Source organism: Rhodoplanes sp. Z2-YC6860, from assembly GCF_001579845.1.
GTDB lineage: Bacteria > Pseudomonadota > Alphaproteobacteria > Rhizobiales > Xanthobacteraceae > Z2-YC6860.
In genome coordinates this window covers 923,094-939,288 of record NZ_CP007440.1, presented here as the reverse complement: position 1 = coordinate 939,288, position 16,195 = coordinate 923,094, and the positions used below count along the sequence as shown (strand labels likewise).

Sequence of the window (16,195 nt, the reverse complement as noted above, 5' to 3'; positions counted from 1 at the left end):
GGCCGCGCCGCCACCTGTTCCTCAGCGGCTCGGCTTCGCCATCAGCCCGTCGATCGGCACGAACACCTCGTCGGGCGACATCGGCTTCTGGAGGAGTCCGTCGGTAACGAGATATCGGCCGAACGCTTCAAGTGCCTTCCGGTTCGGTTCGATTCCGTAAGCCCATGGGTCGCCTCCGAACACGTCCTGGATTTCCTCCAGATGCTCGGCGAGCCAAGGCAGCATGAACTGCAGGGCGCCTGAAAATCGCGCCTGCTCCAGCGCGATGGCCTTCGACCCTTCACACGCCTTGTAGATGTTGTTGGCGAGCCAACGGTGCTCCCGATACAGCGCCTCGCGAAGCACCAGACCGTGCATGATGGGGAAAATGCCGGTTTTCTCGAAATAGGCGCGCTCGACACGATGGTAGTCCGGAAACAGGCGCACGACCTCCGGACTGGTGCGCAGCGAGGCTGGCGTGATCGCGCCGATGAGGGCGTCTATTTCACCCCGCGCCAGCATGTCGCTCAGCGTCGTCTGGTGACCGGCATGCGTGATCTTCAGTCCAGGCGGATGCAAGCTCGTCGCGTCCCCGCCCGCCACGCCTCTTTCGTTCACGCCGCCTTCGATCCATTCGACGTCCGACAGCGGTACATCGTATTCGTCGCGCAGGATTCCGCGGATCCATACGGCGGCCGTCATCTGGAATCCCTGTACGCCGATGCGCTTCCCCTCCAGGTCGCCCGGCGCCCTGACGGCATTCCGGTTCACGAAGATGCAGGAATGCCGGAACATCTTCGACGGAAAGACCGGAATGGTCACGAACCGCGCGGTGCCTCTCTGCCGCAGGAAAAAACAATGCGAGAGCGACATCTCCGAGATGTCGAATTCGTCATTGCGAAGCATCCGCGCAAACACCTCCATCGGGTGCTGCACCGGCATCGTCGTCAGCTCGACGCCGTCGATCGCAACGCGGCCGTCGAACAGCGCCGCCATCCGATCGTACGGACCCGTACAGAAGGACAAATTCAATTTGGTCATCGGTCCATGCCCTGCCGCGTCGCAGCGGCCCAGCGAAGCCGCGCGCCCGCCTGCGCAGGCCCGCCAACGCGGTCGGGCGCGACCTTATTGAACCGGAGTTGCCAAAGTCAACTTCCTGCCGGCGGTGCCGATGACGCGCTGGCCCCGCGCGGTCAGCCCGGCCTCACGTCCTGCGTGAACGGCATCGCGCGCAGCCGCGTCTTGGTTGCCCGATAAACCGCCTGGGCGACCGCCGGCGCGACCGGCGCGAGCGCCACTTCGCCACAACCTTGCGGCGGGCGATCGCTGTTCACGAGCACCACCTCGATGCGCGGCATCTCTGAAATGCCGAGCAGCGGATAGTCGTGGAAATTGCTCTGCTCCACGGCCCCGTTGGCGAAGGTGATTTCACTCTTGAGCGTGTTGGTGAGCGCGAAGCCGATGCCGCCCTCGATGTTGGCCTTGACGAGCCCCGGATTGATCACCGTTCCGGTATCGACCGCACAGACGACGCGTCGCACCGCAACGCGCCCCTTGACCATTTCGACCTCGACGACCTGGGCCACGTAGGTTTTGAACGCGCCGCCGCGACCGGTGTAGAGGTTGAACGCGAATCCGCGGTGGATGCCCGCCGGCGCGGCCTTGCTCCATCCAGCCGCCTCCACCACCCGGTCGAGCACCGCGATCGCATACGGATCGTGAGCGAGCAGGTGCCGCCGATAGAGATACGGATCGCTGTTCGCCGCGTCGGCGAGTTCGTTGATGAAGCTCTCCAGAAAAAACACCGCGGAGGTGCTGCCGACGCTGCGCATGAAGCTGACCGGGATCGGCTGCTTCACGTTGACATTATCGACGGTCAGGTTCGGCACCGCATAGGCGAGATCGTAGATCGAATCGAGCATCGTCTCGTCCCATCCGCCGGCGGCCTCCATCGCCTTCGGCTTGATCATGGCGTAGAGCGATTCACCGACGACGCGCGCGTGCAGGGCTGTGGGATATCCGTCGGCCCCAAGCACCGCGCGGAACCGCGCCGACGCGCAGGGGCGATAGTAGCCGTGACGGACGTCGTCCTCGCGCGAGCGGATCACCTTGACCGGACGCCCGACCGCCTTCGAGGCGACGGCGGCATGCAGCACGAAGTCCGGCACGTATTTGCGGCCGAAGCTGCCGCCGAGGAACGTGGTGTTCACGATCACCTTGTCGGGCGCCATGTTGAAGTATCGGCCGAGCGTCCGGCGCACCATGTCCTGGCCCTGGATCGGGCCCCAGACCTCGATCTCGCCGTCGCGCACATGCGCGGTCGCGACCACCGGCTCCATGGTGGCGTGAACCAGATACGGCGTGTGGTAGCGCGCCTCGATCATGTTGTCGCCGGCGGCGGCGAGCATCGCGTCAGCATTGCCGACCTGCGTCGCCACCACCGCTTTGTCGTCATCAAGCGCGGCGAGGCGCTGATCCATGATCTTGCGGCTGTCGAGGCCTGCGGACGCGCCCTCGTCGAAATCGATCTCCAGCGCATCTGCGGCCTGCTTGGCGGCCCAATAGCTGTCGGCGACGACGATCACCGTGTTGTGGGCGGGCCGCGGCCAGAACGGCGCCGTGACCACGGCCTTGATGCCGGGCCGCGCGCGGATCGCGGCCTCGTTTTTAACCGCAAGGACCTTGCCGGTCTGGGTCGGCGCCATGCGGACCGCACCGAACAGCATGTCGGGCACGCGCACATCGATGCCGAAGATGGCGCTGCCGTCGACCTTGGACGGCGTATCGAGGCGACGCAGGTTCTGCCCGATCAGCTGCCGCTGCGACGGTGCCTTGAGCTGCGGCTTCGGATTGAGCGGAAGCTTCGCGGCATCCGCGGCGAGCTCGCCATAGGCGAGCGAACGGCCGGTCGGCAGGTGCGTGACACGCCCCTGTTTCGCCTCGCACTGGGTCACGCGAGCCTTGAACCGCGCGGCCGCAGCCTGCACCAGCGCTTCGCGCGCTTGCGCGCCCGCGATCCGCAGCCGGTCATGGAACATGGTCGCCGACATCGACGCGCCGACGAACTGCTGCAGCTCTTCGTTGGCGGCGGCAGTCCGGTACGCGTCCCGCCCCGTGACGAATTCGACGCTCACCGACGCCCAGTCCGCGTCGAGCTCGTCGGCGACGATCTGCGGCAGGCCGGTGTAGACGCCCTGCCCCACCTCGCACTGCGACACCCCGATGATGGTGCGGCCGCTCGGCTCGAGACGAATCCAGTCCGTGATCTCATAGCTCGGCTGCGCCGCAGCGGCGGCGCGCTGCACGAGCGAAACCGGGATCACGAGGGCACCGGTGGCAAGCGCCACGCCCTTGAGGAAACCGCGACGGCTGGTCCCGCCGCCGGCCGCCCCGGAGCGATCGCCGAGGTCAAACATTCGCGGCTGCATGGATCGCCTCCCTGATGCGATGGTAGGTGGCGCAGCGACAGAGGTTGGTCATGGCCACGTCGATCTGGGCGTCGGTCGGCTTGGGATGCTCCTTCAGCAGCGCAGCCGCGGCCATGATCATGCCGGACTGGCAGTAGCCGCACTGCGGCACATCCTTCTCGATCCAGGCTTTCTGCACCGGATGCGACCGATCCTTCGACAACCCCTCGATGGTCGTGATCCTTCGGTTGGCGATATTGCCGACCGGCAGCATGCAGGAGCGGGTCGGCGCGCCATCGACATGCACCGTGCAGGCGCCGCAGGCGGCGATCCCGCAGCCGTATTTGGTTCCTGTCAGTTGCGCCCAGTCGCGGATCACCCACAGCAGCGGGGTCTGCGGATCGCCGTCGAAATCGACCGGCCGATCGTTGAGATGGAATTGCATTCGCCCTCCTGATCGTCATGGCCGCGCACGGATGACGCGGCTGACTGCAGGGGCAGATGATCAGGTGGGCCGGGGCCGCGAACAATATGGCAAGTCGGACAGACTGAGCTTCCAAATCGTGGATAATCGCTCCGACGCCTCGGGCGGCGCCATCAGGCGTCGCGCCACCGGTCCCACGGCGGGTTCGGTCCGAAGCGGGCCACCAGCAGATCGATAAAGCTGCCCAGCTTGGCAGAACGATGACGGCCCTGCGCATGCACCGCGTAGGCGGTCAGTTCGGGAATCGAAAACTCGGTCAGGATCGGGACGAGGCGTCCGGCGGCGAGATCCGCACCGACCGCATAGGTCGGACACAGCAGCACGCCCGCACCCTGAAGGACCGCGATCCGCAACGCCAAAGTGGCCGAGGCGAAGCGCGGCGAAAGCTGCGTCGTCACCGGATCGCCATTCGCCGCAACGAACCGCCATTCGTTCCGGGGCCAGAGAAAGCCGTTGTATTGCAGGCAATCGTGGAAGCGCAGCTCGGAGGGATGCTGCGGCGTGCCACGGCGCTCGAGGTAGGACGGCGCCGCGCAGGTCACGAACCGGATCGGCGCCAGGCGGCGCGCGATGAGACTCGAGTCCGGCAGATGGCTGACGATCACCGCGAGGTCATAGCCCTCGCCGAGCACGTCGACGTAGCGATCGTTGAGATCGAGGCGGACGCTGACGTCCGGGTGCTTCGCCATGAACGAAACCGCCGCGGGCGTGACCTGCTCGACCCCGAACAGCCCCGGCGCACTGACCCGCAGCCGCCCGCGCAGCGTGGTCTGCAAAGCGCTGGCGGCTCCGGTCGCATCCTCGACCTCGGAGAGAATGCGCGTGCAGCGCTCGTAGAAGGCTTCGCCCGCTTCAGTCAGGGCGACGCGCCGCGTCGATCGATTGAGGAGCCGCGCACCGAGCCAGCTTTCGAGCGCCTGGACGTGCTTGCTGACGACGGTCGGCGACAACTGCGCCTGGCGCGCCGCGGCCGCGAAGCTGCCGCTCGCGACGATCTTCGCGAACACGTGCATGCTCGTGAGGCGGTCCATGGCAAAGCCCCGGCGCCCGGCAACCTATTGCAGCTGAATGTTACGCTGTTTGATCACGTCAGCCCACAACGCCGTTTCACGGCGGATGCGCTCGCTGAAGACCGCGGGCGGTTCGGTCATCACCGTAAGGCCCTGCGCCTCCAGCTTAGAGCGCAAAGCCGGAGTCGCCATCGTCTCGCGCGTGACGTCGAAGATCGCCTGCGTCACAGCCTCAGGAACCGCCTTGGGCACCAGCAGGCCGTACCACGATGTGACGTCGATGCCGGTCACGCCGGCTTCCGCCAGCGTCGGAACCTGGGGGACGAGCGCGCTGCGTTGCGCGGTGGTCATCGCGACGGGGACAACGGTGCCGGCCTGGATCGCCGCGAGCGCCGCCGTGAGGTTCGTCGCCAGCAGGTCGACATGGTCGCCCAGCACATCGTTGAGCGCCTGCGACGAGCCTTTGTAAGGCACATGGATGAGGTTCGCGCCCGTCTTCACCCGCAGCAGCTCCATGGCCAGATGAAGCTGGCTGCCCACGCCGGGCGAGCCGTAGGTCACCTCCCTCGACTTGCCCTTGGCGATCAGCGAAGCGAGATCGGTGATGCCCGACTTGTGCGAGGCCACGATGATGTTGGGTGCGGTCGCGAGCAACGTCACCGCGGTGAAATCGCGCTCGACGTCGAACGCCAGGTTTTTCATCAACGTGGGATTGATGGTCAGGTTGCCGGCCGGAATCAGCAGCATGTTGGTGCCGTCCGCCGGCCCCTTGCGGACCGCATCAATCCCGATATTGCCCGCTCCGCCGGTCTTGTTCTCGACGGTGGCGGGCTGGCCGGTGCGCTCCTGGTAGGCCTGCGCCAGCAGACGGCCCAGAACATCGACTGGTCCTCCCGCCGTGAACGGCACCACCAGCGTCAGCGGCTTCTTGGGAAATGCCGCGGGCACATCCTGCGCCGCCGCTGGCGCCGCCGTGAGTGCAATCGCCAGCATCGCGCTAGCCAGAATCGTCAACCCGCGAACTTGCATGACCTGCTCCATCGTCTTTGCGCCATGCAGGCGCCCCTGTCAGGCGACCAGCGGCTCCGACCACGCGTCATAAGCGTAAACCCAGTCGGCATTGCCGCCTTCTTTCAGCCATTCGTTGCCGCGCGAACCGAGCTGGACGCGCGCCGTCCGATCGCGCCGAGCATGTTCGTACCGCGCCAACGCCGCTTTCACGCCGTCGAAGCCGACACCCGTCATCGCTCGGCCCAACACCACAGCGTCCTCAATGGCCATCGCCGCCCCCTGCGCCATGAACGGAGTCATCGGGTGGCAGGCATCGCCCAGCAAGGTGATGCAACCGCTAGACCAACGCGGCAACGGATCGCGCACATAGAGCGCCGACTTCACGACTTCGGTGCAGGCATCCAGCAATGCGCGCGCTTCCGGATGGAAGTTCACATATGCCGCTCGCAGTTCGTTGACGTCACCGGCCATGGTCCAGGATTCGTGGAGCCAGTCTTTCTGCGGGGTGGTGGAGAACACGAAGGTTTCGCGGCCCCGGTTGAGCGGAAACGTCACGATCTGCAGATCCGGCGTGGGCCCCCACCATTTGGTGAACGCCTCCATGTTCGGGATCGAAAGACGGGAGCTGTCGACCACGCTGCGGTACGAGACCAGCCCCGTGAACTGCGGATGCTCCGGCCCGAACAGGGCGGTTCGCGTCGGCGAATGGATGCCGTCGGCGCCGACCAGCACGTCGACCGTTTCTCGGCTGCCGTCGGCAAACGACACCGAGGGCTTGTCGTGATCGAGGCCGATCGCGACGACGCGGCGGCCGAGCCGGATCACGTCGGCGGGAAGCTTCTCCTTCAGGGCATGAATCAGATCGGCCCGATGGATGGTCAATTGCGGCGCGCCATAGCGCTGCTGCGCGGTGTCCGCCATCTCGAGCCGCGAGGTCTCCTGACCGCTGTCCCACATCCGGCTGATGCGATGGGTCGGACGCGCCGCCGTTTGCTCCAACGCCGCGACCACGCCAAGCCCGGCAAGTGCCCGCACCGAATTGGGCGTGAGATTGATGTCGGCGCCGACGCGCGCGAACGAACTGGCCTGCTCGAACACCAGCACGTCATGACCCGCCTGCCGAAGCGCGATGGCGGCAGCCATACCGCCGACACCGCCGCCGTTGATACCGATTTTCAATCCCATCGTTGCACCGCTCAGTGGAGCGAGAAGCCGCCGTCGACGGCGAGCGTCTGCCCCGTGATGAATTTGGCGTCGTCCGAGAGCAGGAAGGCGACCACCCCATCGAGGTCGCCGGGCATCTGCTTTCGCTTGAGGATTTGCCGTCCGGCGTAGTCGTTCCAGCGGTCCTCGGGAATGTCCTTGGTGGCCTCGCCCATGGTGAGGCCCGGCAACAGGCAGTTGACCCGCACCATGCGGTCACCCAATTCGCGCGCCAGCGACCGGGTCATGCCAACGATCGCCGACTTGCTGGTCACGTAATGCAGCAGTCGCGGCGCGCCCCAGTAGATCGTGTCGGAGGACACGGTGACGATGGCTCCGCCATCCTTCATCCGCGGCCCGATCGCCCGAATGGTCAGCCAGGTGCCGCGCACGTTGATCGCCAGCATGCGATCGAAAACGTCCGGCGGGATGTCGGTGTAGCTCTTGCCGCCGACATTGTTGGCCCAGGCGGCGTTCGTCACCAGGCCGTGGATGCCATCGCAATCGCAACTTGCGATCTTGGCCATTGCTTCAACGGATGTTTCGGACGAGATATCGGTTCGCACGAAGCGGGCGTCGATCCCCTGCCCCTTCAGCTTGCGCTCCGCATCGGTGCCGAGCGCGTCGTCGATCTCAGCGATGATGATGCTCGCGCCCTCGCGGCCCAGCCGCTCGGCGAACGCAAATCCGAGCCCCCGACCCGCGCCGGTGACCACGATGCGCTTGCCGGAAAATCGACTCTCTACGATCACGCGGCCCCCCCTTCCTGCTGCTCTAAACCTGCATGGTCGGCGTTGCGACCGCGTACTGAAAGAAGTCGACGGTGGCGGCGTCGTATATTGTGACTGAAGCGCCGCCGCCGGCGCGTCCGGTGAATGTTTCCTGGCTGTCGTTGTCGAAGCCCTCGAAGGCGATGTCTCCAGTCAGCTTCAAATCGACGGCTGCGTTCGCATCCGGAATCAGGATGCGCTCGTTGGAAATGCGCACGGCAAGGTTCGAAGCCTCGTCAACGAAGCCATCCACCGTCGGTCGGATTTCGAAGGTTTCGCCGGTGCCCAAGGAATGCACGCGCACCGGACATTGTCCGGTGCGCCGCCGATGCGCCTCGACCGCAATGATGCGCCGGATCTCAGGACGCATGGCCCGTTCCGCTAGGCATGACCGCGCCCGCTTTGATCGACCGAGCGAACCTGGCGGCGCGTGGTCCCGTCGATGCCGCCGACGATGGCCCATTCGGCGAACAACTCGGGCTTGCGCTCGTGCGAGCCGGGCTTCCACTCCTCGGTGCAGAAATCCTCATCCGCATAGTATTCGAGCGGCGCGGACAGCGGATTCTCGAAATACCAGAAGTAGGCCGACGAAATCGGATGGCGGCCCGGACCGATCTCGGTCTTCCAGCCCTTCTTGCTCATCGCGATGCCACCGCCGATCACCTCGTGGATGTCGGCGAGCGTGAATGCCACATGGTTGATGCCGGGCTTGCCGGGCCGGTTGAGCATGAACAGGTTGTGGTGCTCGCCGACCCGCTTGCAGCGCGTGAAGACACCATGCCCCGGATACTCGTCGCTGATCGCGAAACCCAGCGTGTCCGTGTAGAACGCGCGCATCGCGGCAAAATCCGACGCGAACACGACCACATGTCCGATGTTGATCGGATTGGCGCGCTGATGGACCGGCGAGCGCTGATTGATCCGCTGATGCGAGCCCGGTGCGTTGGACGGCGTCGGCTTGACGTCGACCTCCGAGCGCTTGGTGACGCGGAACGCCAGCGAGAGACCGTTCGGATCGGTGACCCGCGCCATTCCATCCGCGCCGGTGCGAAAGCTCGGCAACGACCGCAACGGCTTCAGCGTCTCTTCGAGAGCCGCGGCGTCGGCCGCGCCCCAGACGATCTCGCGCACCGTGTTACCGCTTTCGATGGCCGACGGAAGGTCCGCGGCATCCTTGGGACGGACGATGACCTCCGCCCCGTTTCGGGTGCGGTAGACCAAGCGATCGCTGGTGGCCGAGACCGGCGTCACCCCCCAATCGTCGAGAAACCGCTTGGCCTCGGACATATCGCCGACGCCGAACACCACGGCATCAATACCGGTCACGGACATGACAACCAAATCCCTTCATCCTCGGCGGCGCCGGACGTCCCGGCGCGCGCCACGCGGCAGCAAACTCGTTGACGGTCGACCGGTCGGGCTTAGCGCTTGACCTTGGCCAGCGGATGCTCCGGCGGATAGGTCGGCGTCACTGGCTTCGGGGACCCGATCATCACCATCATGACCGCTTCCTCCTCGCCGACGTTGATCTCGCCGCGATAGACGCCGGGCGGGATCGAAACGCAGTCGCGCTCGCCAAGCACGGCCTCCCACTTCTCGCCGTCCTTCTCGGTCATCACTTTGACCTTGCCGCGCAGCACGAAGAACACCTCCTCAGCATCGACATGCAGATGCATCGGCCCTTCGGCGCCGGGCGGCAGGATCATGTTGGAGAGCGTGAAGTTCTCGGCCGGGATAACGTTGGAATCGGTGGCGACGCCGGTGCCGCCCGTGCCGATGAAGCGCTTCTGCGCGCGGCGATACTTGGGATCGTAGTCGGCCTGGAACTTGAGCGCGTTCCAGTCATAGCTGCGCTCGGCCACGCGCGCGACGCGGCTGTTCATCCACTTCTCGAAGCTTGCACCATTGGGCCGATCCCAGGAATGGCCCTTGGTCCGGGTGACGTCGTCCATGTGTCTCTCCTGTTGATGTTCGTTTCGTTGGTTTCGAGTTCAGTTGCTCTTGCGAAAGTCCGAGCGCGCCGAAAGTCCGGCAAGCGCCTTGTCGCCGCCGATTTCGCGCGAGATCGCTTCGGCGGCCGCCACGACCTCGGTCTTCAGAAGTCCGTTGAGTTCGGCGTCATCGGTAAACATCGCGACCGCCGAGATATTGACCGCAGCGATGGTGCGGTCGTTGGCGTCGACGATCGGCGCCGCGACGCTCGCAACGCCAGGCTCGTAGATCGAGTTCTGGACCACGAAACGGCGTGCACGATCGGCGGCCAGCTGCTCGATCAATTGAGCGATCCCGCCGCCGCGCGGCTGCACGGCGGACTCGCGATCATAAAGGTCGCGGATCTCGCGCTCCGACAATCCTGCCAGCAGGACACGGCCCATGGTGGTGGCACGCGCCGGCAGCCGGGTGCCGACATGTATGGTGCTGGAAATCGCGCGGCGGGTTGCCACCCGCGCCAGATAGACAACCTCGCTGCCGTGCAGTTCGCCGAGGTGCGCCGACCAGCCGGTGCGGTCGCGCAGCCGAAGCAGATGCGGCATCGCCACCTCGACCAGATCACGCGAGGCGAGATAGCCGAACCCCAGGTTCAGAACCTGCGGCCCGAGCTGATAGCTCTTGCTGCCGGCGTCGTAATCGACGAAGCCCAGATGTCCCAGCGTATAGAGCAGCCGGTACGCCGACGACCGGGTCACGCCGAGCGTGGCCGCCACCTCCGACAGCGTCAGCTTGCGCCTCTCGCCCGACAGGATGGACAGGATTTCGAGACCGCGGGTCAGCGCCGGCACTAGGTAGCGCTCATCCGCGGCTTTATCGACCGTCAGCCCAGAGCCGGGCGCCGATTGCCGCGAATCATCGCCGGCCGGCGCGGCTTGCGCTCCGTCTGATGGACGAGACTCGTCGTCCTGGAGATGTTCGTCTTGAGGGTGCTCGGCCACGAAAACAACGCATGTTTAATTAGCTAAACAACGTATAGCATAAGAAACAAACGTCGGCAAGCTCCAATTTCACGAGTGGCGCGATCCGGCTCCACGGTTCATCCCGATGGACCAACCGGTGCGACTTCTTGCCCGCCAAGGTTGCTTCCTTGCTGGGATTGACTCAGAGGTGAACATTTGGTTGACTGTATAAAATGTGAACATATAGTTCATATTTGAACAGACGCGGGTCGAATGATGGACGCATTCGTTTCCAATGTTCTCACACTCGACAACGTGGCCCGGCGCTTTCCAGGGCGCGCGCGAGGCGCACCGCCCTTCACCGCCGTCCGAAACCTCAGCCTTCATGTCGACAAGGGCGAGTTCGTCTCGGTCGTCGGACCGTCAGGCTGCGGCAAGAGCACGCTGCTCAACCTCGTCGCCGGGCTGGACCGTCCCAGCGAAGGCACCGTGCGGCTCAACGGCACCGAGGTCACCGGCCCCAGTTCGCACGTCGGCTTCATGCTGCAGAAGGATCTGCTGCTGCCGTGGCGCACCGTGCGGCACAACATCGAGTTCGGACTCGAGGCCAGCAACATCAGCGCCAGCGAGCGGCGCGCCCGTGCCGAGCGGGAATTGAAGCGCTGCCGTCTTGTCGATTTTGCCGATCGCTACCCCTACCAGCTCTCCGGCGGTCAGCGGCAACGCGCCGCGCTGGCGCGCACGTTGGCGATCGATCCAACCGTGGTGCTGCTCGACGAACCGTTTTCCGCCCTCGACGCGCAGACCAAGCTGATCATCCAGAAGAGCTTCGCCGAAACCATCGCCGGCTCCGGCCTGACCACGCTTCTCATCACCCACGATCTTGCCGAGGCGGTCGCGATGTCCGACCGCATCCTGGTGATGAGCGACGGTCCCGGCCGCGTCGTCGAGGAAATCATCGTCGGCTTGCCCGACCGCAGCAACCCGATCGCGCGAGCCGCCAAGCCGCGCGCGGCGGAGATCGTCGCGCATTTGTTCGACGCATTGCACATCGACAACCGGCTCGACGCATAACGCGCTCGCGCCAGATCAACGCACTTCAGCGCAAGGAGACACCATGCATATCACCCGACGGACCGCGATCGGCGGCATGATGGCGGCGGCCGTGGCCCGGCCGGCACTGGCCGCACCCGAGCCGGTGACGTATCTGTTCCCGGCACCGTCCTTCCTGCCCGCGTTCATTCCGTTCCAGCTCGCGGTCAAGCGCAACTACTTCGCCGACAACAACCTCGCGGTCACGTATCGGACCGGCCGCGGCGGCGCAGACGTCGCCACGCAAGTGGGCGCCGGCAACGTCGACATGGGCGGTGGCGTTGGCGAAACCTCGATGATCGTGCGGCCGAACGATCTGCCGGTGCGCGGCGTCGCGCTGCTCGGTTCGCATCCGCTGTTTCAGCTCGTCACCCGCAAGGAAAGCGGTATCAAGACCCTGGCCGATCTGCGCGGCAAGAAGCTCGGCGTGATCGGCTATCAGGACACCGGCTATTACGCGCTGCTCGCCGTGCTGGCATCGGCCAATCTCAAGCGTTCGGACCTCGAAGTTCAGGCGGTCGGCCCCGCCGGCGTCACCCAGCTCATGATCGCCAAGAGCATCGACGGCATCGTCGCGGTGCCGGAATGGGCCGACACCATCGAATCCGCCGGGATCGCGCTGGATTACTTCCCGATCGAGCCGGTCCTGCCGGCCATGGCGCAGGCGATCCTCGCGTCCGACAAGGTCATCAAGGAACGGCCGGCGGTGGTGCGCGGTTTCGTCAAGGCGGTCATGCAGTCGCTTCGCGACTGTATGGCCGATCCCGCCGCGGCCGCCCGCGACTACGTCGCAGCCACGCCGCAGCACACCGGCAAGGAGGTCGAGATCGAGCGCATCCTGCGCCGCTACGTCACGCAGGTCTACGCGACCCAGCCGGCATCGGCCCTCGGCAAATTCGATCCGGCCCGGCTGAAGACGGTGCAGTCGTTCTACGTCGAAAACAACATCATCAAGACCGCCGTGCCGGTCGCTGATCTCTACACCAACGAGTTCGTCAGCTAACCGGATGGGACGCCGACCATGACCGACCAAGCCAACCAGACCGTCGGCGCAACCCCGGCCGCCGCTCGCAGCGGAGGTGGCGCGGGTGTTTTTGGCGGCAACGCCGCCGTGCCGATGGCCAGCCTGGCGTTGGCGGTCGTGATGCTGATCGCCTGGCAGTATTTGCCGCCGGCGCTCGGCATTCCGAAATTCATCATCCCGCGCGTCAGCGAGCTTTGGGATGAGGGCGTGCGGATGTGGCAGCAGGAGAACCTGCTCACCCATTTCATCTCGACCGCATCGATGTCGATTCTCGGCTTCGTGCTCGGCGGCTTGCTGGGTGCCATATTCGGCTATGCGCTCGGTCTGCTGCCTACATGGGAACGGGTGCTGTCCCCCTACATCCTCGCCTTGCAGATCGCCCCCAAGGTCGCGTTCGCGCCACTGTTCATCCTGTGGTTCGGCTACAACGCGTGGCCGAAACTGATCGTGACCATCCTGGTCGTGTTCTTCCCGATCCTGGTCAACGTGCTGCAGGCGATGCGCATCATGGATCGCGACCTCGTCAACCTGGCGCGCGCCTACAACATGAGTCCCGCCAAGATCTTCTGGAAGGTCATGGTGCCGTTCTCGATGCCGAACCTCATGGCCGGCCTGCGGATCGGCGCAACGCTTGCGGTGATCGGCATCACCGTCGGCGAACTGGTCGGCGGCGAAATCGGTCTCGGCTATCTGATCAGCTTCGGCCAGGGCCAAGCCAACACCGCGATGGTGTTCGACGCCATCCTGCTGCTGACGGTGATCGGCATCGTCATGTACTGGGCCGTCACCAGCATCGAGACGCGTGTCCTGCACTACGTGCCACGCGCGCTTGAAGCGCCGCCACAGGTTCAATCATGACTCTGCTCGTGCAGAACCCGGCGATCGAGCGCGGCGAAGCCGCCGGCATCGAATACCTGCGCCAGCCGGGATCGAGCGCCCACACCTTGGTGCTGCTCCACGGCATCGGCAGCAACGCCCAAAGCTTCGAGCCATTGATGTCCGCGCTCGGCGCCTCCCGGCCGCTGTTGGCTTGGAACGCGCCCGGCTATGGCGGCTCGCGCGCCCTGGCAACGCCCGCGCCGGCACCCCGGCACTATGCCGAGGCGCTGAAGGCGATGCTCGACGAGCTTGCGATCGCGTCGGCCACGGTGGTCGGTCATTCGTTGGGCTGCCTGTTCGCGGCAAGCTTCGCCGCCGCTTACCCGGAGCGGGTGCGTGCGGTTGCCCTGCTCTCGCCTGCGCTTGGCTATCGCGTTGCCGCCGGCGCGCCACTGCCGCCGACGGTGCAGTCGCGGATCGACGAGATCGAGTCGCTCGGCCCGACCGCATTCGCCGCCAAGCGGGCGGCGCGCCTGGTCGGCGAGCCCGAACGGCATCCGCGCGTGGTCGAAGCGGTCCGCAGCGCGATGTCCGCAGTGAACCCGGCCGGATATGCCCAGGCCGTTCGTGCACTCGGCGCCGGCGATCTCCTGGCCGACATCGCTCGCATCACCGCTCCCGCCCTGGTGGCGGTCGGCTCCAAAGATGTCATCACTCCGCCCGACAATGCGCGCACCGCATGTGCGGCGTTCCCGAAAGCTGCGGCCTTCCATGAAGTCTCCGGCGCCGGCCACGCCGTGCCACAGGAGCAGCCGGACGCCGTGGCACGCCTGCTGTCGGAGCTCGCATGAACGACACGATGAACGATGCACCGGTTGAGCAGGCCGACGACACTTACGCCTCGCCGCCGGTGCAGCGTGCGGCACGGTTGCTGCGGCATATCGGCGAAGGCGACGCGGTGACCAACATCTCGCGGACCGCACGTGAGCTCGGCATCAACCGCACCACGCTGCTTCGCTTGCTGCACACGCTGCACACCGAGCGCTTCATCGAGCCGCGCCCCGAAGGGACCGGCTGGCGGATCGGCGTCGGCCTGATCGGCCTCGCCGCGCAGGCGTTCTTCTCGGAGGATCTGGTGCAGACCTCGGTGCCTGTGCTGACGGAGCTCGCCGAGAAGCTCGGCCTGTCCGCCCATCTCGGCGTCCTCGACGGCACCGAGATCGTCTATCTGGTGCGGCGCGTGCCGAACCACGCCTTTGCGAGCAACATCCGCGTCGGCAGCCGGCTGCCCGCGCACGCGGCGAACATGGGCCGGATCATCCTGGCCAACCTGCCGCCGGCCCGCGTCGACCGGCTCTATTCCGGCTCGACCCTCAAGCCGGTGACCGCCCACACCGCCGTCACCCTTGCCAAGCTGCACGCCCAGCTCGAGATGGATCGCGCCCGTGGCCTGGCCTGGAGCGATGGCAACTATGAAGCCGGCATCAGTTCGGTTGCGGCGGCCGTGTTCGACGTGACGGGCGCACCGGTCGCTGCCCTCAACGTCAGCGGCCATTCCGATGACTTTGCCGGCCCCGCGCGTCGCGCCGAGATCGAAGCAGCGGTCCGCTCTGCGACGGCGCAGATTTCCCGGCGCCTCGGCTGGCTCGGCTCCGAGCCGGATTCGCGTGGTCCCGCTGCGGCCGGCCACGGCGCATGAGAGGCAGAGCATGAATCTTGGACTGAACGAGCGTGTGGCAGTGGTGACCGGCGGCAGTTCCGGCATCGGGCTTGCCGCCGCAAAGCTGCTGCTCGCGGACGGCGCCAAGGTTGCGATCTGTGGTCGCAATGCGGACCGGCTGGCCGCTGCGAAGACCGAGCTCGATGCGGTCCGGCCGGGCGGCACGTTGGCCAGCGTCTGCGATGTGCTCGACGCCGCAGCGGTGGCGTCGTTCGCCCGCGAGGTCGGCGCATGGAGCGGCGGCCGCGTCGATATCCTGGTCAACAACGCCGGTCAGGGGCGCATGTCGACATTCGCATCGACCACCGACGCGCAATGGCGCGAGGAGCTGGAGCTGAAGTTCTTCAGCCAGATCCTGCCGATCCGGGCGTTCCGTTCCCTGCTGGAGGCCAGCGATGCGCCGGCCATCGTCGGCGTCAATTCGCTGCTCTCAATCCAGCCCGAGGCTCACATGGTGTGCACCTCGGCGGCGCGCGCCGGCGTGCAGAGCCTGCTGAAGTCGCTCTCCATCGAACTCGCGCCGCGCATTCGCGTCAATTCTGTGCTGCTCGGACTGGTGGATTCAGGCCAATGGCAGCGGCGTTTCGAGGCTCGCGCGGACAAGGCGCAGAGCCGCGAGCAATGGTTTGCGGCGCTGGCGCGCGAGAAAGAAATCCCGATGCAGCGCCTCGGCGTTCCCGACGAGCCTGCTCGCGCTATCGTTTTCCTCGGTTCGCCTGCGGCGAGCTACATCACCGGGGCCAGTCTTGAAATCTCGGGCGGCGTGTCCCGCCATATTTAACTTC

The 16,195-nt window shown here is 65.8% G+C and carries 17 protein-coding genes; 6 read left to right on the top strand and 11 right to left on the bottom strand.

The annotated features are described in order from the left end of the window. Window positions 1-21 precede the first annotated feature (21 nt). The 11 genes from RHPLAN_RS04345 to RHPLAN_RS04295 all read right to left on the bottom strand — a co-directional run bounded on the left by RHPLAN_RS04345 (window position 22) and on the right by RHPLAN_RS04295 (window position 10,794). Window positions 22-1,020 carry a substrate-binding domain-containing protein gene (locus RHPLAN_RS04345; protein WP_157100054.1) on the bottom strand — a complete coding sequence of 333 codons (999 nt, stop codon included), beginning with the start codon at window positions 1,018-1,020 and terminating at the stop codon, window positions 22-24. 152 nt (window positions 1,021-1,172) lie between these two features. Next, complete coding sequence (locus tag RHPLAN_RS04340) at window positions 1,173-3,407, bottom strand: xanthine dehydrogenase family protein molybdopterin-binding subunit (RefSeq protein ID WP_198164708.1); 2,235 nt, start codon at window positions 3,405-3,407, stop codon at window positions 1,173-1,175. Continuing rightward, window positions 3,388-3,831 (bottom strand): (2Fe-2S)-binding protein, encoded by a 444-nt coding sequence (locus RHPLAN_RS04335; protein ID WP_068014145.1) that lies wholly within the window; start codon window positions 3,829-3,831, stop codon window positions 3,388-3,390. The genes RHPLAN_RS04340 and RHPLAN_RS04335 overlap by 20 nt, the downstream gene beginning before the upstream one ends. A 152-nt stretch (window positions 3,832-3,983) precedes the next feature. After that, the gene (locus tag RHPLAN_RS04330) at window positions 3,984-4,901 is read right to left on the bottom strand and encodes a LysR family transcriptional regulator (RefSeq protein WP_084244285.1); all 918 of its coding nucleotides are present in this window, start codon (window positions 4,899-4,901) and stop codon (window positions 3,984-3,986) included. 24 nt (window positions 4,902-4,925) lie between these two features. Next, window positions 4,926-5,909 carry a Bug family tripartite tricarboxylate transporter substrate binding protein gene (locus RHPLAN_RS04325; protein ID WP_198164707.1) on the bottom strand — a complete coding sequence of 328 codons (984 nt, stop codon included), beginning with the start codon at window positions 5,907-5,909 and terminating at the stop codon, window positions 4,926-4,928. 39 nt (window positions 5,910-5,948) lie between these two features. Further along, window positions 5,949-7,076, bottom strand: a complete 1,128-nt coding sequence (locus RHPLAN_RS04320) for an FAD-dependent monooxygenase (RefSeq protein WP_068014143.1) — start codon at window positions 7,074-7,076, stop codon at window positions 5,949-5,951. A gap of 11 nt (window positions 7,077-7,087) precedes the next feature. Further along, window positions 7,088-7,846 (bottom strand): SDR family oxidoreductase, encoded by a 759-nt coding sequence (locus RHPLAN_RS04315; RefSeq protein WP_068014141.1) that lies wholly within the window; start codon window positions 7,844-7,846, stop codon window positions 7,088-7,090. A gap of 22 nt (window positions 7,847-7,868) precedes the next feature. Next, window positions 7,869-8,234 (bottom strand): hypothetical protein, encoded by a 366-nt coding sequence (locus RHPLAN_RS04310; RefSeq protein ID WP_068014139.1) that lies wholly within the window; start codon window positions 8,232-8,234, stop codon window positions 7,869-7,871. Window positions 8,235-8,245: 11 nt separating this feature from the next. Then, on the bottom strand, window positions 8,246-9,196 hold the full coding sequence (locus RHPLAN_RS04305; RefSeq protein ID WP_068014138.1) for a VOC family protein: 951 nt from the start codon (window positions 9,194-9,196) through the stop codon (window positions 8,246-8,248). Window positions 9,197-9,285: 89 nt separating this feature from the next. Next, window positions 9,286-9,816, bottom strand: coding sequence for a cupin domain-containing protein (locus tag RHPLAN_RS04300; protein WP_068014137.1), 531 nt, complete (start codon window positions 9,814-9,816; stop codon window positions 9,286-9,288). Window positions 9,817-9,855: 39 nt separating this feature from the next. Beyond that, window positions 9,856-10,794: an IclR family transcriptional regulator gene (locus RHPLAN_RS04295; RefSeq protein ID WP_198164706.1), complete on the bottom strand. Its 939-nt coding sequence runs from the start codon at window positions 10,792-10,794 to the stop codon at window positions 9,856-9,858. Window positions 10,795-11,028: 234 nt separating this feature from the next. Here RHPLAN_RS04295 and RHPLAN_RS04290 point away from each other — a divergent pair, with 234 nt between their 5' ends. The 6 genes from RHPLAN_RS04290 to RHPLAN_RS04265 are packed head-to-tail and all read left to right on the top strand — an operon-like array spanning window position 11,029 to window position 16,191. After that, window positions 11,029-11,829 (top strand): ABC transporter ATP-binding protein, encoded by an 801-nt coding sequence (locus RHPLAN_RS04290; RefSeq protein ID WP_237180046.1) that lies wholly within the window; start codon window positions 11,029-11,031, stop codon window positions 11,827-11,829. A 43-nt stretch (window positions 11,830-11,872) separates the two neighbouring features. Then, the gene (locus RHPLAN_RS04285) at window positions 11,873-12,850 is read left to right on the top strand and encodes an ABC transporter substrate-binding protein (RefSeq protein WP_068014136.1); all 978 of its coding nucleotides are present in this window, start codon (window positions 11,873-11,875) and stop codon (window positions 12,848-12,850) included. Window positions 12,851-12,868: 18 nt separating this feature from the next. Next, entirely contained in the window at window positions 12,869-13,729 is an 861-nt protein-coding gene (locus RHPLAN_RS04280) for an ABC transporter permease (protein WP_084244283.1), read from the top strand. Further along, window positions 13,726-14,541 carry an alpha/beta fold hydrolase gene (locus RHPLAN_RS04275; RefSeq protein WP_068014135.1) on the top strand — a complete coding sequence of 272 codons (816 nt, stop codon included), beginning with the start codon at window positions 13,726-13,728 and terminating at the stop codon, window positions 14,539-14,541. The genes RHPLAN_RS04280 and RHPLAN_RS04275 overlap by 4 nt, the downstream gene beginning before the upstream one ends. Beyond that, window positions 14,538-15,389 (top strand): IclR family transcriptional regulator, encoded by an 852-nt coding sequence (locus RHPLAN_RS04270; protein WP_237180045.1) that lies wholly within the window; start codon window positions 14,538-14,540, stop codon window positions 15,387-15,389. Before RHPLAN_RS04275 ends, RHPLAN_RS04270 begins: the two co-directional genes overlap by 4 nt. Before the next feature lie 10 nt (window positions 15,390-15,399). Then, window positions 15,400-16,191 (top strand): SDR family oxidoreductase, encoded by a 792-nt coding sequence (locus RHPLAN_RS04265; protein WP_068030574.1) that lies wholly within the window; start codon window positions 15,400-15,402, stop codon window positions 16,189-16,191. Window positions 16,192-16,195: the final 4 nt, after the last annotated feature.

Coding starts and splice junctions, on each gene's coding strand:
- RHPLAN_RS04325 (WP_198164707.1), bottom strand. CDS start 5,909: ATGCAAGTTCGCGGGTTGACGATTCTGGCTAGCGCGATGCTGGCGATT.
- RHPLAN_RS04330 (WP_084244285.1), bottom strand. CDS start 4,901: ATGGACCGCCTCACGAGCATGCACGTGTTCGCGAAGATCGTCGCGAGC.
- RHPLAN_RS04280 (WP_084244283.1), top strand. CDS start 12,869: ATGACCGACCAAGCCAACCAGACCGTCGGCGCAACCCCGGCCGCCGCT.
- RHPLAN_RS04340 (WP_198164708.1), bottom strand. CDS start 3,407: ATGCAGCCGCGAATGTTTGACCTCGGCGATCGCTCCGGGGCGGCCGGC.
- RHPLAN_RS04335 (WP_068014145.1), bottom strand. CDS start 3,831: ATGCAATTCCATCTCAACGATCGGCCGGTCGATTTCGACGGCGATCCG.
- RHPLAN_RS04345 (WP_157100054.1), bottom strand. CDS start 1,020: ATGACCAAATTGAATTTGTCCTTCTGTACGGGTCCGTACGATCGGATG.
- RHPLAN_RS04285 (WP_068014136.1), top strand. CDS start 11,873: ATGCATATCACCCGACGGACCGCGATCGGCGGCATGATGGCGGCGGCC.
- RHPLAN_RS04270 (WP_237180045.1), top strand. CDS start 14,538: ATGAACGACACGATGAACGATGCACCGGTTGAGCAGGCCGACGACACT.
- RHPLAN_RS04300 (WP_068014137.1), bottom strand. CDS start 9,816: ATGGACGACGTCACCCGGACCAAGGGCCATTCCTGGGATCGGCCCAAT.
- RHPLAN_RS04320 (WP_068014143.1), bottom strand. CDS start 7,076: ATGGGATTGAAAATCGGTATCAACGGCGGCGGTGTCGGCGGTATGGCT.
- RHPLAN_RS04310 (WP_068014139.1), bottom strand. CDS start 8,234: ATGCGTCCTGAGATCCGGCGCATCATTGCGGTCGAGGCGCATCGGCGG.
- RHPLAN_RS04305 (WP_068014138.1), bottom strand. CDS start 9,196: ATGTCCGTGACCGGTATTGATGCCGTGGTGTTCGGCGTCGGCGATATG.
- RHPLAN_RS04265 (WP_068030574.1), top strand. CDS start 15,400: ATGAATCTTGGACTGAACGAGCGTGTGGCAGTGGTGACCGGCGGCAGT.
- RHPLAN_RS04290 (WP_237180046.1), top strand. CDS start 11,029: ATGATGGACGCATTCGTTTCCAATGTTCTCACACTCGACAACGTGGCC.
- RHPLAN_RS04275 (WP_068014135.1), top strand. CDS start 13,726: ATGACTCTGCTCGTGCAGAACCCGGCGATCGAGCGCGGCGAAGCCGCC.